Source organism: Thermococcus sp. GR5 (genome assembly GCF_012027535.1).
GTDB lineage: Archaea > Methanobacteriota_B > Thermococci > Thermococcales > Thermococcaceae > Thermococcus > Thermococcus onnurineus.
Genome location: NZ_SNUN01000001.1, coordinates 35,924 through 50,549, shown reverse-complemented (window position 1 = coordinate 50,549; position 14,626 = coordinate 35,924). Strand labels below are relative to the sequence as shown.

Annotated in this window: 12 protein-coding genes; 1 reads left to right on the top strand and 11 read right to left on the bottom strand. The window is 51.1% G+C overall.

Translation table 11 applies throughout. The annotated features are described in order from the left end of the window. Position 1: 1 nt before the first annotated feature. From E3E33_RS00300 to twy1, 10 genes are all read right to left on the bottom strand, one after another. Positions 2-3,427, bottom strand: a complete 3,426-nt coding sequence (locus E3E33_RS00300; protein ID WP_167711635.1) for a DUF2341 domain-containing protein — start codon at positions 3,425-3,427, stop codon at positions 2-4. Then, positions 3,427-5,595, bottom strand: a complete 2,169-nt coding sequence (locus tag E3E33_RS00295; protein WP_167711634.1) for a TPM domain-containing protein — start codon at positions 5,593-5,595, stop codon at positions 3,427-3,429. Before E3E33_RS00295 ends, E3E33_RS00300 begins: the two co-directional genes overlap by 1 nt. After that, positions 5,592-7,079 carry a hypothetical protein gene (locus E3E33_RS00290; protein ID WP_167711633.1) on the bottom strand — a complete coding sequence of 496 codons (1,488 nt, stop codon included), beginning with the start codon at positions 7,077-7,079 and terminating at the stop codon, positions 5,592-5,594. Before E3E33_RS00290 ends, E3E33_RS00295 begins: the two co-directional genes overlap by 4 nt. Next, entirely contained in the window at positions 7,076-7,549 is a 474-nt protein-coding gene (locus tag E3E33_RS00285; RefSeq protein ID WP_167711632.1) for a hypothetical protein, read from the bottom strand. The genes E3E33_RS00290 and E3E33_RS00285 overlap by 4 nt, the downstream gene beginning before the upstream one ends. Continuing rightward, positions 7,530-7,979: a hypothetical protein gene (locus E3E33_RS00280; RefSeq protein ID WP_240911977.1), complete on the bottom strand. Its 450-nt coding sequence runs from the start codon at positions 7,977-7,979 to the stop codon at positions 7,530-7,532. Before E3E33_RS00280 ends, E3E33_RS00285 begins: the two co-directional genes overlap by 20 nt. Further along, positions 7,976-8,611 (bottom strand): class III signal peptide-containing protein, encoded by a 636-nt coding sequence (locus E3E33_RS00275; RefSeq protein WP_167711631.1) that lies wholly within the window; start codon positions 8,609-8,611, stop codon positions 7,976-7,978. The genes E3E33_RS00280 and E3E33_RS00275 overlap by 4 nt, the downstream gene beginning before the upstream one ends. 39 nt (positions 8,612-8,650) lie before the next feature. After that, positions 8,651-9,280 (bottom strand): hypothetical protein, encoded by a 630-nt coding sequence (locus tag E3E33_RS00270; protein ID WP_012572865.1) that lies wholly within the window; start codon positions 9,278-9,280, stop codon positions 8,651-8,653. Next, positions 9,277-10,368, bottom strand: coding sequence for a cell division protein FtsZ (locus E3E33_RS00265; RefSeq protein ID WP_012572866.1), 1,092 nt, complete (start codon positions 10,366-10,368; stop codon positions 9,277-9,279). The genes E3E33_RS00270 and E3E33_RS00265 overlap by 4 nt, the downstream gene beginning before the upstream one ends. A 7-nt stretch (positions 10,369-10,375) precedes the next feature. After that, on the bottom strand, positions 10,376-12,592 hold the full coding sequence (locus E3E33_RS00260) for a terpene cyclase/mutase family protein (RefSeq protein WP_240911976.1): 2,217 nt from the start codon (positions 12,590-12,592) through the stop codon (positions 10,376-10,378). A gap of 73 nt (positions 12,593-12,665) precedes the next feature. Next, on the bottom strand, positions 12,666-13,652 hold the full coding sequence (gene twy1 / locus E3E33_RS00255) for a 4-demethylwyosine synthase TYW1 (protein WP_167711658.1): 987 nt from the start codon (positions 13,650-13,652) through the stop codon (positions 12,666-12,668). A gap of 132 nt (positions 13,653-13,784) precedes the next feature. Between twy1 and E3E33_RS11050 the strand changes: the two genes are divergently transcribed. Next, positions 13,785-13,919 (top strand): hypothetical protein, encoded by a 135-nt coding sequence (locus tag E3E33_RS11050; protein ID WP_255452935.1) that lies wholly within the window; start codon positions 13,785-13,787, stop codon positions 13,917-13,919. Here E3E33_RS11050 and E3E33_RS00250 read toward each other — a convergent pair. Further along, positions 13,916-14,500, bottom strand: a complete 585-nt coding sequence (locus E3E33_RS00250) for a HemK2/MTQ2 family protein methyltransferase (protein WP_167711629.1) — start codon at positions 14,498-14,500, stop codon at positions 13,916-13,918. The genes E3E33_RS11050 and E3E33_RS00250 overlap by 4 nt on opposite strands. Positions 14,501-14,626 lie beyond the last annotated feature (126 nt).

Below are 14,626 nucleotides of genomic sequence, written 5' to 3'. Positions count from 1 at the left end.
TTCACCTCTTTAGTAGGTCGTTCGCTCCTTCAGCTCCGAAGATAGCAGTGGCTGTTTCGTAGTCCATGAAGAACGGAACTTCCAGGGGATTACCGAGCACCGTGTTCATGTCGTCAGGGTAGGCGTAAGAGATACCCCATATGCGGTACCCCTGCCCTGTTATTGAGGTTCCCCCGTTGAAGTAGTAGTTGAGGAAATTGTAATCCACGCTGGAAACACCTTCTTCCGGGTTCTTCTGGAGGTTGGCGAAGAGATTGTACAGCTTTTCATCGTAGGTTCTGTAGGGGACCATGAAGCTGACGAGGCCTATTGGGTAGTACTCGTCACCGTACTTTATCCCGAGCTCGTCCTGCATCTCCATCGCGAGCCTGAAGTAGCTGGCGTGGTTGTCGTCGCTGTTCTCCAGCCTCTCAAAAAAGGACCAGCCGGAGTAGGTTCCGAAGTACCTCATGTCCATCACGCACTCCAGGAAGGGCTGGAGATTGTAGGCCCTGGCAGTGTATGTGGCGGTGGTTTCGGGGGCCGTTTCAACGCTCGAGCTGATTATCTGGGCTGGTTTGACGGATTGGTAGCTCCCCAGACCTATGATTATCCAATCGAAGTACGCATTGTTGTTCTGATTGTCTATGACAATTCCAATCTTTATGTTATCGGTGGGATAGCCCGACACGGAGGTTCCGACGCGGTCAATGGAATCGGTGGAGGATATGCGTGCAAAGGACAGCTCAACGTTTCCGTTGGAGGGGGTAAAGTTCACCTCGTAGCGATAAACGTACGAGCTGTAGACCGGAGCGATTGGGGTAGATACCACACTGTCTCCCCAGTTCTGGAGGATTCCCAGGAAGTCGCCGCCGTGGTCCTCGTTGGTGGCGCTCGTGTCGTCTATGAATTGGAGGTCGTAGGTTATCGGGTGGTTGGTTATATCGTACGAGAGCTCATCGTCGTCTATAAGCTTCCTCACGAATATCCAGTCGTAGGTTGCCCCCCTGTTTTTGTTTTCGCTGTCTATGACGAGGAATATGTAGTTTAAGTAGGAGTACAGGGTCTTGTAGGTTTCACCGTAGTTGTTGGTGATGCCTCTGGTAAAGTCTGTGAAGCTCGCGCTGGTGTTGTAGACTTCCCTGACCTCGTAAGTATGGTACTCGTAGTCCCTGTTTGAGACCTGACCGCTGTCAAGGTCGTCGTTGTCGTACCACCAGCTTTCTATCCACCACGTACCATCATAGCCCCACTCGGCCCAGTGAATAGCCATGGGATCGTCCTGGGGTATATCGTCCGTAAAGAGCTGCTCTGCTATGTAATACTCCCCGTCCCAGTCCTCACCGACGTATCTGATCCAGCCGTCCCACAGTCCAATTCCAGCGTCCCAGTCCTTATTTTTCTGGAAATTGGGCTTCATTCTGAACCTAACCCCAAAATCGTACCTGATGTTTAGGGGCTGTTTGTTTCTCATAGCGAATACAGAATTTCCTCCATCTATCGTGACCGTTCCGTTTCCGGTGGTGTCTATGCTGGCCTTCGCACCCTGGTCATAGGGGTCGATGGTCCACTTGGAGAGAGTCTCGTTAAAGTCGTCGAAGAACGGGAACACGGCATCGCCGTCTCCCCTACGGTAGGTTCCCGTGTTGTACTTGATGTAGAACGTCCCAGGCAGGTCTCCCCGTATCCAGATGAGGGCGCCGTTGTCGTTCCAGTACTCTATCCAGAATGGGAGTGGAGACGTCATCTGGGGATCGGAATACACTTCTATCTGAGCCTGGCTCAGGTCGTTGTGGAGTATCATCTGGGCGGTGGTCGAGTCCAAGTAAACAGGTATCTGGACATCCTGAACATTTGACGGATAGTTTACGGTAACCTGGAGGTAGCCTTCACGGGAATCCGTCGAGGACGCCACCTGAACCCCTGCGTCGAAGTCCCTTACGGCCCTCTCGGGGGCCATTCTGAACCTCACGAAGAAGTTTCCGGTGAGCGCGTCCAGGGTCTGTAGGACGAGCTTCTCCACTCCGGCAGGCACGACGAGGTTGCCGTTTCCGTCCAGGTACGCCCCGCCGGGATTCTCCCAAAGGCCCGGGTTTGGTGATGAGCCAGCGCTCCCGTCGAACGTGTCTATCAGCCAGAACATCTGGCCCGCGTTGTAGCCGCTGGTTGCTTTGTTGGGATCGTCCGTGAAGTATATCGAGTATGATGTTCCTGTGGACTTTATCCATATCCAGGCGTAGGTGCTTCCCCAGTACTCTATCCAGAAGTCCACCTGGTTGCAGCTTCCGTCACCGCTGTATATAACTAGGGACGCATTGTCCTCGGTGGAGTATATCCCTGGAAACATTGAGGTCGGTACCTTCAGCAGGACGAGGCTTCCCCAGGGTGTCTGGGGTATGGTGATGTTCACCCTCCACCTGTACGAGGCATCGCACCAGTTGCTGGAGCTCGTGTCACCGAAAACCAGAACGCCGAAGTCGTCGTTCTTTATCACGCTGGTTGGGTCTACCAGGTCTCCCCCGGGCTGGAATACCGTTCCGTTCAGGAATGGGGTGTCATCGGGGGGGCTTCCGGACTTCAAAACGTACGCGTGGGCGTCTGCGTTGGGGTAGGTTGAGCCGAAGAAGATGTAATCCAGATCAGGGGAGCTCTTGTATATCCCGGCCACGTGGTCCCTGTCGCTGTTGCCGTTGCCGTAGAGAACCTTCACGGGCCTGTCTATGAGCTCGGGATAGGTGTAGTTGCAGGGCTGAATGGAGCGGAAGTACCTTCCGTTCGTAAGTGCCGAGAACATCGGATCCTCGAGATCCTGTATGGAGATTATTGAATAGACGTATCCCTGCCTTGGAATGGACCCCTCGTAGACGACATTGTTGGCCGTGTCGTATATCTTGACGTTCTTCAGCCTGGTCCTTATGACGATCCTGAAGGAGTCGAGGGGGGCGACAGTTATGTCCACGTTGTTGATGAGGAAGTCCCTCAGCTCGCGGTCGCTCATCGTCTGGAGGTCCGTCAGGGGGGTGTTGCTTATCTCCATCGTGTAGCCCTGCTTTTTCAGTTCGGTGGAGACGTTTATCAGCCACTTCTTGAGCGTCTGATCCTTCATTATCTTATCCACGTAGCTCTGGGAGATTCCGCTGGCTTCTTTAAAGAGCACCAGGTCACGAATGGTGACGTTGGCGGGGCTGTCCTGGGGATCGAGGAAATCCCCGGTGCTGGCTATATAATCAACAACCGTGACCAAGGCCCTCTTTCCTGATATCTCCAGGGCCCTCTGGAGGTCCAACTCGACGTACGATACAACCCTGTACGTTCTCTCAACCTGCATTCTCTCGCTCTGGGCGAAGATTATCTGGGAGGAGACGTCCTCGTAGGTGGCGAGAAGGAGCATCAGGGGTATGATGAGAAGTATAACAGTAGAGTTTATGATGTAGGCTCTCTTTCTCATCAGCCTTCCCTCCAGACGCGAAGGGTTATCGTTATCGGTTCAAAGAGTCCAGGTATGTTTCCCATTGAGACGAAGTCGATCCTGACGCTCTCCGGCAGGTCCACGTCTATCGGGTTGGTGCTAGAGCCGTCAAAGGGTTCGCTCTTCCACTCTCCAGGATTCCGGTCGTCCTCGAAGTTCAGCTTCTCGAACAGCCTGAGTATCGCGTCGTCCACCGCGTATCTGGTGGGATCAAGTTCGTCAATGGAGATGTCCTTGTAGGGCGGGTCTCCTATGAGAATTGTCCTGGGCTCGCTACTGGGTCCATAGTAGTACTGGAGACGGTAGCCCTGGTAGTTGGGGTATCCCTGAAGGGCCTTGGGGAACACCTCGCCGTAGCCAGCGTATCCCTCGATGAAGTACTTGATTATTCCCCTCGTTGCCTGGTACCTGTATGAGGTCCCGCCGTCGTCCACTCCAACGGAGAGGGTGGCTGTGAATGTGTTGTCCCCTTCCTTCATCATCCAGTCAAACATCTTGGTATAGGCTATCCTTATGGCGTATCTTCCGTTGGGACCCGAGTAGAACTCTTCCCCGTTCTCCTCCAGCGTCTGAGTGGTGGAGTCGCTAAAGCAGTACCCCACCCAAAGGTCGGCATACCAGGGGGTGGCCTTTGAGGGGAGCGTGTAGGAGATGCTCATGCTCTTATAAGTGCCGATACTGCAGTGGTATCCTGTGTAACCGCTGTAGGCGGGGTCGTCGTAGTCCACGTAGATGGACAGGGGTATGCTGTACCTTGAGGTGACCACCTTTGACAGGTAGTTTATCTTGACGTAGGAATCGGGGTAGCCGTAGAGAACCCTCTCCCTAACTCCTCCGCAGTCACTGCACGGGTACGAATCCGAGCTGGCCCCACCGTAGTAGAAGTGCTGCGTATCATCGTTGTACTTGGCATCCACAGCTAGGACGAAATCGAAGACCATCTTTGAGAGGTTCTCGTAGGTTATTCCAAGGTCATCGAGGGCGCTCTCTATCTCGCTGTTCGTGAACTCCACTGTCTCAATTGAATTTGGATCCACCCTCTTTTCCGCGAGGAGATATAGGTTTCCGCCGAGACCGTAGTAAAGCCTGACGACCTGTGCTCCCTCGACCTTGAACTTCATGTCTATCGAGGTTATGTTGCCCGGTACAAAGTTCTCCAGGAGGTACATGAAGCCTGTGTAGCTGGAGGTTATGTTGTAAACCTTTACCAGGCCGGGATCATCGACGTTGAGGGAGTTGGACTTGTAGTTCACGTAGATTGTGGTACCGCTACCTATTCCTATCTCTCCCGCGTAGCCGTCTTGGGCCTTGTAATCCCGGAAGACCATCTTTACCTCGTTGTCCCCCGGGACGAGGTATCTCTCCAGGTTGGGGGCGTTGGGCTCTGAAGAGGTCAGCGTCACCTTCTGGTCGTTTATATACACGTCCTCCTTCTCGTAGAGCCTGTGTATGAAGTTGCCGTCGGCCTCGTATATGGAATCGGCATCGACCGCCGGAATGTTTATCTTCCTGGTGACGACCAGGGTGTTGCTTTCACCGTCGCTCGACTCAGCTGCGGCAAGAACTCTGAACCAGCCGAAGAGGTCGCTCCTAGTGTACTCCGCCTTGGTCAGAAACGCCCTCGCCATGTATCCCCTTGGGGTCTGGTTGTAGGCGTAGCCGCTTATTATGAGCGTGGCAGGGGTCACGTCTGAGGCCGTTGAATAGTTGGCTCCAGTTTTTCTTAGATATGAGCTTGTGTAGTTGTTTATCATGAGTTCATAGTTGTAGTCCGTTAAGGTATTGTTGAGGACGTAGCCCATTATTACCTCCGCTTTATGCCTAAGGTTTGCCTCTGGGAAAACCGGGGCGATTGCCCAGTACGTTGCCACAATGTCAATCGGGGACATATCTGGAGTCACAAGCGTTGTGTTGAGAGTTCCATCGCTTATCCACTCTTCGAGCTTTTCTGGAGGAACGAGCTCCCTAAGGGGAAGGGTTCTGAACATGGTTAGGGTATCTTCCGCCACATATTTGGACTGGGAACGCATGTATGTCGAGTAAACTTGGGCGTTTGGGTTAATCTGGCTTATGCTAACCACAAACATTGTTACGAGTAGGAGCGCAAGTATGGCGTCGAGTGTGAATACAAAGCCCCGTCTCTTCATGAGTCATCCCACACCCACAGCTTTAACACAGCGAGGCTCGCCTGGGGCTTCATTATTGTCTTGATTCCATTTAGGTCCGTTATCTCAACTTGGTCAATGTCTCTCATCTCGTATACCCAAACGTGGATGTCTAGGCTCTCGCCCTGTTTTATCTGGGTAAGGAACTCCTTCCACTGGACTATCACGTAATCCGGACTTCCGGAGGTGTAGGACTTAACGTATGTCTTCCCATTGATGGTCTGATTGATAATGAGCTGTATGTTTGAATCGACAGAGGCTTTGTAGGCAGCCAAGACAGAATAACCCGAGATGTTAGTTCCCCTCATCCATGCTACCATGACAATGTAGCCTGTATCGTTGAACCCTACCTTAAGGGCCATATAGTCCGGAATTGAAGTGTAAATACTTCCAACATAAAGCTCTTTTGGAAGATCATTCGGTGTCACTGTGTAGCTTCTGTTGTATATCATCTTGGTCATCGGGACCCTTCTCTCGGTGTAGGTTATCCACGGAGAACGGTCCATTGAGGCCCGGATTATGCTGGAATCTTCCACAAAGGTGCCGTTTATCATCGTCATGTTATAGTCAGCGTCAACGACCTTAGTGGCGTAGACGTACCTTATCGTAAGATTTGTTGAGGAGACTTCCCCTTTCTGCCCCCACCATATTGTTCCTGTCCATGTTGTCCAGATTTGTTCTCTATTTCTGTGATATGGGATCCAAAGCTCATAAATGCCATTTCCGAGGTAATTCCATCCTATGAGTACATAACCGGTGTCGACGTCTATATGGACAACAGAGCCTGGAGATATCTGGTAGTTAACAGGGCCTCCAAGATTGTTTGGTCCTATAAGGTCAACCCTCACGTTTGCACCTTCTGCAACTTTGAAACTGAAACTTTCTCCAGCACTTATATTGATGATGTAGTCTATGTTGCCAGCTCCATAGTAATCAATTCTTTCGGGGTTTATCCATTCAGCGTAGAGACCCTTCCCATATGCATATCCAGTCCTAGGGGTAACTGACAAGTGTCCTCCTTGGGGAATCTCTACGGAACCTTCAATATTGGGGGGTACAACACTTACGTTGCCGATAATCTCAACCCTAGTCAGGTAAAATCCAAGCGTGAAATCCTTACCCATGCTCAAATTGGCAAGGGCACTCCTAATCGTTGGGTCATTATCATTAACAGCCTTGTTTAAGGCCTCTATTTTTAGATAGTCAATGGTATTGGGATATCTGCTGCTCTCGAGGCCTAAATAGACGAGGTTTGAGGGATCGCTCTCCCAGTCAGATGGAACTCCGGGATTTTTTACGATGATATCGAGCATGTTGTCTCCTATATTAGCCCTCTCGTACCAGCCCAGCATGATGGTTATATCATCTTTTAGTGCACTGGATGTGCTGGTTATCATTCCCAGCATGAGTATAACTATGATCAATGAGAGCATCGCGTCAAAGGAAAGTAGCTGACCTCGCCTCATTTTCTCACCACATCCACGTTTATCTCAACTTCTTTTCCACCAAAATACAGCTTGCCCCCGCTCAGCCGAACGTTCGTGTTTGAGGCAAGGTCATTGACTATATACTGCTTTATGTTGGTTTCTAGGGTTGCTTCAGGGACGGCGCTTCCCGAGTATGTTATGATGATATTGACCTGTATCTTGCTATCCAGCTCGTTCATGCTAATGGATGTGAGTTGGAATGTGTGGTAAGTGTAGTTGTCAGCCTTTATTATTACGTTCAATGGAGTGTATCCAGCTTCGTTGATCACAACCCCTGTGTTCAGGTACGCACAGGCGTTGGACGCAGAATTCCTTGCATAGACTACTAGTGAGATATCTCTGTTCTCATTCAGGTAGGGGGGTACTATTATTAGAACACCGGCCAGGATTATGGCAATTATGAAGAGAGCCTCAATCGCGGTTTGAGCCCTACGACGAGATATCGACATACAGCCTTCCCTCCATCTCGTTGTACGTTGCCGCTATCTGGAATTCTCTATCGGCCTCTGTGAGGGTCACTGAGCTTTCCCGGTAAATTGGCACGGGACTGTTCTGAATGACGAGGTACTTCCTGCCAGCTATCGTGGCGCTTATCATGATGGTATCGTTGGATGGTACGAGTGTAATCGTGACTTTGTCGCCTGAATCGAGGTCCATGGGAAGTTCTTTCTTCACGCTGAAGCCGTCCCCAACAGCGTAGACTTTTACAACCGAGTCTCTCACGTCTATCGAGAATGCTTTGAGCTTTGCAACGGCATCAAAGGTCTCGGCGTGGGTTGTCTCGCTACTGGCAATATAAACTAGGTTAACCATTGTTAAGGTTATCAGAGTAACCGCAAAGAGGAAGTCAAGGCTTATCTGTCCCCTCTTCATATTCATCTACCAGCTTTAATGTTTATTCTAAGTTCGCCCTTCGTGGAATCAAACATCCAGCTGTTGGGATTGTCGGGGTTCCACTCGACGACTATTTTTAGGGTCGCAGGGAGGTCATTGGGGTCTATCTCCAGGCCGTAAATAGTGTCCGCGCCAATAGTGATGCTTCCCAGGGGGGACCATATGGACGGGTTATCGTACAGCACCGCCTGATACATCGACCTGCTCCAGAATATGTTCTTATCTCCACCACTAAGAACGAGGTTAAAGCCCGTGCCAGTGACTGTGACGTAAGTACCGTTGCCATCATTGCTGTAGTTGCCGTAGGTTATGAATATTCTCGGACTCTCTAGGTTCAGGGCCTTTTCGAGCAGGCCTGCATCCCTTAAGTATGTCAGCCTGACGTAGGTGGTGGATTTGGCACCGGGTCCCTGGGCATAAACTTGGCTTATGGTGTTGGATATGGCGTTGGCGAGGTTCTTCTCCTCAAGACTTACCTGAATACGGAGAGTTTCGGTTGAAGTTGAGCCTTCCCGGAAAGTAACGTTGTTCACAGAGTAAAGTAACAGTATAAGCATTATACCGAATATGAGCATAAACTCCAGTGAAACCTGGCCACGCTTCGCTTTTTTCATCATACATTCTCCCCTCAGTATTGATATGGTGTGAACATCTATTTAATGGTTACTCTCGGATTTTTCAGCTTTTATTACTGCAAAAAGGCCCGTTCCGGCTTTTCTGGTTGTAACTCCGAAGTAATCGCCGCTGAATATCTTGAACTTGTACCTTTCGGGGGGTAGGGAATGCTTCTCCACAAGTTCAGTCAGCTCATCGATGAAGAACTGTGTGAGCTCGTAGTAAATCAGGTCGAGCTTCTCCTTCGTGTAGTCCCTGATGAAGAGAATCACTGGCAGCATCGCGAGGCCGAGAATTAAGTAGGGCTGTTTTAGCAGCAGGGAGGCCACTGCCGTGGCTGCAATGACACCTCCTACGGCGGCGTATGCTGCTTTTTCCTTTTTCTTTATCCCCTTGATTTCCTCTACCTTCTCTTCCCAGATGTCCAGAAGCGCCGGATTGTAGAAGTCAAAGGCGGTGTGACGCTTTCCCTTTGCAATCCTTTCCCTGATTAAATCGTCCCAGTCGTCCCTGTAATAGATGATCTCTCCATGGAGCCTGGCCCTTTCAGCATCGAGGGAGGAGATTATCCTGATTATGTCCTCGGCGCTTTCGTGGGCTATGTGTGCGTAAACCTCCTTCTCGTCGAGCTCCAGCGCGACCTCGACGGAGTCCTTTATTGGCTCGGTCATTCCCCATCACCGGGATATATGTCGTCGAAGTCAGGCAGACCGCTTAGCAGCTTCTTCTTCTTAGCCTCAGCCTCTTTCTTGGCCTTCATGAACGACTGAGCGTAGCGCTTGGCAGTTAGTACTATCTCTTCGATGCTCTTGCTTTCGTAGATGCCGCTCAGCAGGGTTACAACTTCAACCTCTCTCTCGCGCGGATCTGGATAGAAGCCGCGGAATATCTGCTTACCTCGTATCTTGTTGGTGAGGTAATCGAGGGCCTCGAATATCTCCGTAGCTTTGAGCAGCTCCGGCGGCCCATGAATTGCAACGAGGCCGTAGAGCGCTGACTCTATGTTTGCATCCAGATAAAGCCCCTCGTTCTCGAAGGACTTCATTATGAGCCTTGAGAGGCTCTTGACCTTGTTAGCGTCAGCTTTCGCGTAACCAATGGTGGCAAAGCTTCCAAAGGCCTTGAGAACGAACTTCAGATCGCTCGCGTCAAGCGTCTGCTCGCCGGGAACGTCGACAAGTGCCAGCAGGGAGGCTATGCGCTCGACTATCGTGTAGTTTATCCTCTCGTAGGCCTTTGTTATGTCGTCGCCGCTCTCTTTCAGCTTGTTGTTGTCGATGGCTATGATGGAGTCGGCGATCTTAGAGAGCTTGTCTATAGTTATGGCCGCGTTTATGGTCGGCCTTATGCCCTCCTCCCTGAGTGGAAGTGCTCCAATGGCCACGACGAGCGAATCGGGGTACTCCTCTTTTAGAGCCTCTGCCAGAACTGGTGTTCCTCCGGCTCCAGTTCCACCGCCGAAGCCAAAAGTTAAGAAGAACACGTCTATGTCTTCGTAGCCGATTATCGACCCTATCTTGCGCATTACCATTGGTAAATCGCGCTTCATTGCCTCTCTGCCAAGTAGTGGATTGGCGTTGACACCCTTTCCACCGGTGAGGCCCTCTCCTATGAGTATTCTTCTCTCGTGAGGAATGTGTTTTAGGTAATCTAGGTCTCCCCTGGAGGTGTTTATCGCCAGTGCCTCAAAATCAACTAGGGCGAAGAGGTCGGCTATCTTCGTTCCGCACTGGCCGACCCCTATGATTAGAGCCCTCACCTTTTAATCACCCCACTACGATGACGCGCACCTTCCCATTCTCTCTGAGGAGTACCATTGCCTCTCCCCTGATGTATCTGATGAAGCCCGTGGTGAATATCTCCTTCGCTATCTCCACGTTCTCTGGTTCGTAGAATATGAAGAACACGACACCCTTGGGAGTCTTGCCGGGAACGAGAACCACTGCTTTGTCGGTCGGAACCGTGACGTTGCCCACAGTAACTGTACCATCCTCAATGTAGAACCTTATATAGGGGTTGTAGTCTCTGATGCAGTAGTCGCCGAAGTTTGCCATCACTATGTAGCTCTCCTCGCCGATGACCGTCGAGTTGGCCGGTATGAAGCCTCCGCTGAAGAGATCGTTCAGCGTGGTTATTATCTCGTTCACGCTCTCCGGATCCATTCCGGGTGCAATGATCTGGAACACGTCGGTGTTAAGGGCCCTCTCGATGTCGTAGAGGTTAACGGGCGGTATGTACTGGAAGCGCGAGAGGTAGAGTATAGCGCTCGCTGTCTCTAGGGTCTTGTCCTCTATCAGTCCGCTGTCCCTGGCTTCCATCACGAAGTCGAGGGTCTCATTGGTGTAGTTGTGACCATACTTGATGAGCAGGTCGGTGACCCTGACGGTGAGCTCGACGCTCGGGGTTCCCGGGAATTCTTTGTTCTTCTCCCAGACGTAGTAGGTCTTCCAGTAGGGCCAGCCGCCATTAATCCTCTGTTCTATGAGCCACTCAATGTGGGGTTGAAGTTCTTCGGGCGTGGCTATTCCGTCGAGGGCCTCAAGGACTGTGAGCGTGGTCAGGACGTCAGGCTTGAGCATGTAGGCAAAGTACCTCGTTGTCACGTAGGTTCCCCAACCGTCGTTGGTTATGCTCAGGAGCCAGTCCTTAGCCTTCTGGATTAGCGGGTCGTCCGAAGGAACGCCCAAATCGCGGAGGGCCTTAACGGCCAGAGCGGTCTCGTAGGGCTGAGGCCCGAGGACGGTGTTGCCCCAGAGGCCGTAATCGAGCTGAGCGTTGCGTATGAGCTCTATTGCCTGAGCTTTTTCCTCCTCGGTAAGATCGTTGTACATGAGGAGTATCTCGAGAGCGTAGTAGTAGCCGACGGACATCCTGCCGTCCTGCTCTATCCAGAGGGCATCCTTCTGGAATGCTTCCCTTGCCCACGCCACTGCCTTATCTATGGCCTCCTTCTCGGGATAGCACTCCTTGATTGCCATAAGGGCGTAGTAGGTAGCCTTCTCGTCGGAGGGTGAGTTCAGAGTCAGACCCCATCCTCCATCGGGGTTCTGCATGTTCTTCAGGGCTTGGCAGGGCATCTCGTATGGGTTTTTAACCTCGCTTGGAGGCAGTATCTCAAAGGACGTGGAGAGCGCCATCAGGGCAAAGGAGGTTGTCGCTATGAGCTCGGTGGAAGAGAACAGATTCGGAGTGTTCATCCAATAAACGAGGTCGTTGGATGTTTTGCTGTAAGATTCGAGTTTTATGAGTATCCTCGCGGTGTCAAAATCGACTGGGGTGTGGAGAACCAGGGCATATGTGAGCATCGCCCTCTCTTTCATAGTTATCTCGCCGTTGAGGAGGACGTCCTTGACTTCATCTATAGTCTCTTTGTCGACGGGATATCCTGTGCTGTGATATGCGATGAGCTTAAGGGCGAGGGCTTCGTAACCGGGAATCTCACAGGAGGCGTTTTCAAGATATTTAATCGCATCGCGAACAATCTGGCTGTTGTAGGTGTAGCCAGCCTCACCGAGGGCCCACACAGTCACGACCGTCGGGTAGCATGAAACAGGTGTTCCCGGGATATAGCCCCAGCCGTTCTCGCTCTTCGCAGAGAAGAGATAGGAAATTCCATTTTCGAGGGCTGGCCTTATCTTCGTCTTGGTCATTGTATCCAGATGGGGATACGCTCTCTCCAGCGCTATGACGGCATATGCAGTGTCGAGGACGTTGCTTGTCTCACCTGGATAAAGACCCCATCCCCCATCCGGGTTCTGATATGAGAGAAGCGTCTCCAAAAGGGTTGAGATGTCCGGGACAATGCCCCCGTCCAGGTCGCTGGTAGCCCCGGATAATGCCATGACTGCCAGGCTTATTTCCCTCGTCTGCTTTGTAGATTCAGCCGAGTCACCAAGAAACTTTACAGAGCCATCTATCGTTCCGGCACTAACGGCTGGAATCAACATGAAAACAATCATCATTAAAGCCAGAACTTTCTTCATCATCTTACACCCCTAGGTTCATTCTAAGCGGCCAGAATAAATAAACTTTTTCCATAAAAAGGGGAGAGAAAGCTCAGTGCTTTATGAAGCGTTCTGTTTTGTCCACATCATCGCGCATTATAAGAACGACACGGCTCGGCTCGTACTCGTCCTCGATGTGGTAGCCGGGCAGGTGCTTGACAAGCTCCTCTGCGAAGGCCTTGATTTCTTCATGGCGCGGCATGTTGTTTATCGTGAGTCGGTTCCTCGAGAAGCCGACGAACATGTAGGCTTTGGCCTCGACGAACATTGGTTTGGCCTTCATTATGAGCTTTGCGTAGCCCTCTGGATTGTGCATGTTCTCGTCCTTGACGAGCGTGAGTCTTATCACCGTCCTCGTTGGCAGACCGTTCATGAGCTCGAGGGTTCTTGTTATTTTCTCCCAGCCGTCGGGAATCATTGGGACATTGACGCGGTTGTAGGTCTCTATGTCTGGAGCGGTGAGCGAGACGTAGAGCTGGGTCGGAAGCTTGTCCTCCTTAATCATCTCTTCGAGTCTCTCCGGAGCGGTTCCGTTTGTGACTATGAAGGTGGTGAATCCGCGCTTGTGGAACTCCTCAACTAGATCGCCCATGTATGGATAGAGCATCGGCTCACCGGAGAGACTTATGGCGGCGTGCTTCGGATTCCAGGCCTCCTCGAACTTCTTCATGTTTATTCCAGGCATGCCCTTGTAGCCGACGAGGAGCTTGCGCTGGGCCTTTATGCTCTCCTCGACTATGAAAGCCGGGTCGTCCCAGGGTCCAGGAAGCTCGGTTCCAAGGAAGCCCTCCATGGGACGCCAGCAGAAGATGCAGTTGTGGGTGCACCATGCAGTAACCGGCGTCATCTGCAGACAGCGGTGGGAGTGTATTCCGTAGAACTTCTGCTTGTAACAGAACCTGTCGTGCTTTATGCTCTCTTTGAGCCAGTGGCAGAGCTTGACTGAGCTGTGTCTGCCCACGAGAGCGTAATGCTGCTTTTTAAACAGTCTCGCAATCTCGCCCGGCATGTTTGGATTGGACTTGAACGTTATCGCCATTAGTCTCACCTAACTCCACTTCAGACACCCTTTTAAAAAGGTGTTGGGAACAAAGCTGTCCCATATTTTATCGTCGAAAAACTATTCGTCAATCGGAGAAAAGTTTAAAAGGAAAAGTTCGAGGTTAAGCCCATGTTCGAGCGGGTAAAACCGATTCCAATGCTCAAAAAGGAGGAGTTCGAGATCTTTCCCACGGAAGAACCAGAGGTCGAGAACAAGCCGAAGGTTAAGTTCCTGTTTGAAGTTAAACGTCACCATTTGGCTTAATCCTCAAGCAGGGCGTTTATCAGGACTATGTCCTCAAAGAAGACATGATTCTTAGCGGCTATTTCTCCCTTTAGACCCACTTCTTTCAGCCTCTCGAGAGTCTCTTTTATTCCTGTTATGGAGCTCTGAACTATTTGAACGATTCCACCGGGCTTTAGATAATCGGCAACTTCATCTATGAACCTGTCGAGGACTTCCCTTCCGGTTTCTCCCCCCACCAGTGCAAGGTCTATAGGCTCCTCGGGTTCGCCGGGCAGATACGGCGCGTTGAAGGTGATGACGTCAAACTCCCCATCAACCCCCTCGAAGAGGTTGCTCTGGATGAACTCAACGTTTTCAATGCCGTTGAGCCTCGCATTTTCCCTTGCCAGCTTAATGGCGAGGGGATTTACGTCAACGCCGAGGACGTACTCTGCCTTTCTCGCCATCAGAAGTGCTATTATGCCCGTTCCGGTGCCCATATCGAGGGCAACGTCGCCATGTTTAACCGCCAAGTTCTCGGCTAAGAGAAACGTATCCTCCGCTGGCTCGTAGACTTGCGGATGAAGTTTGAGCTTTAGTCCCTTGTAATATATCATCATGAAAGTAGATATCTTCAGAACCTTTTTGTGTTTAACCCTGTGTCTTTTTGGCTTTTTGGGATATTTTTCGAATATCTTTCGAACATTTTGAAAATATTCTTATGTTTTGTATACTTGTCAACGTAT

Excerpts from the sequence above, each read along its gene's own strand:
- E3E33_RS00295 (WP_167711634.1), bottom strand. The coding sequence starts at position 5,595 with ATGAAGAGACGGGGCTTTGTATTCACACTCGACGCCATACTTGCGCTC.
- E3E33_RS11050 (WP_255452935.1), top strand. The coding sequence starts at position 13,785 with ATGTTCGAGCGGGTAAAACCGATTCCAATGCTCAAAAAGGAGGAGTTC.
- E3E33_RS00250 (WP_167711629.1), bottom strand. The coding sequence starts at position 14,500 with ATGATGATATATTACAAGGGACTAAAGCTCAAACTTCATCCGCAAGTC.
- E3E33_RS00275 (WP_167711631.1), bottom strand. The coding sequence starts at position 8,611 with ATGATGAAAAAAGCGAAGCGTGGCCAGGTTTCACTGGAGTTTATGCTC.
- E3E33_RS00280 (WP_240911977.1), bottom strand. The coding sequence starts at position 7,979 with ATGAATATGAAGAGGGGACAGATAAGCCTTGACTTCCTCTTTGCGGTT.
- E3E33_RS00290 (WP_167711633.1), bottom strand. The coding sequence starts at position 7,079 with ATGAGGCGAGGTCAGCTACTTTCCTTTGACGCGATGCTCTCATTGATC.
- E3E33_RS00260 (WP_240911976.1), bottom strand. The coding sequence starts at position 12,592 with ATGAAGAAAGTTCTGGCTTTAATGATGATTGTTTTCATGTTGATTCCA.
- twy1 (WP_167711658.1), bottom strand. The coding sequence starts at position 13,652 with ATGGCGATAACGTTCAAGTCCAATCCAAACATGCCGGGCGAGATTGCG.
- E3E33_RS00300 (WP_167711635.1), bottom strand. The coding sequence starts at position 3,427 with ATGAGAAAGAGAGCCTACATCATAAACTCTACTGTTATACTTCTCATC.
- E3E33_RS00285 (WP_167711632.1), bottom strand. The coding sequence starts at position 7,549 with ATGTCGATATCTCGTCGTAGGGCTCAAACCGCGATTGAGGCTCTCTTC.
- E3E33_RS00270 (WP_012572865.1), bottom strand. The coding sequence starts at position 9,280 with ATGACCGAGCCAATAAAGGACTCCGTCGAGGTCGCGCTGGAGCTCGAC.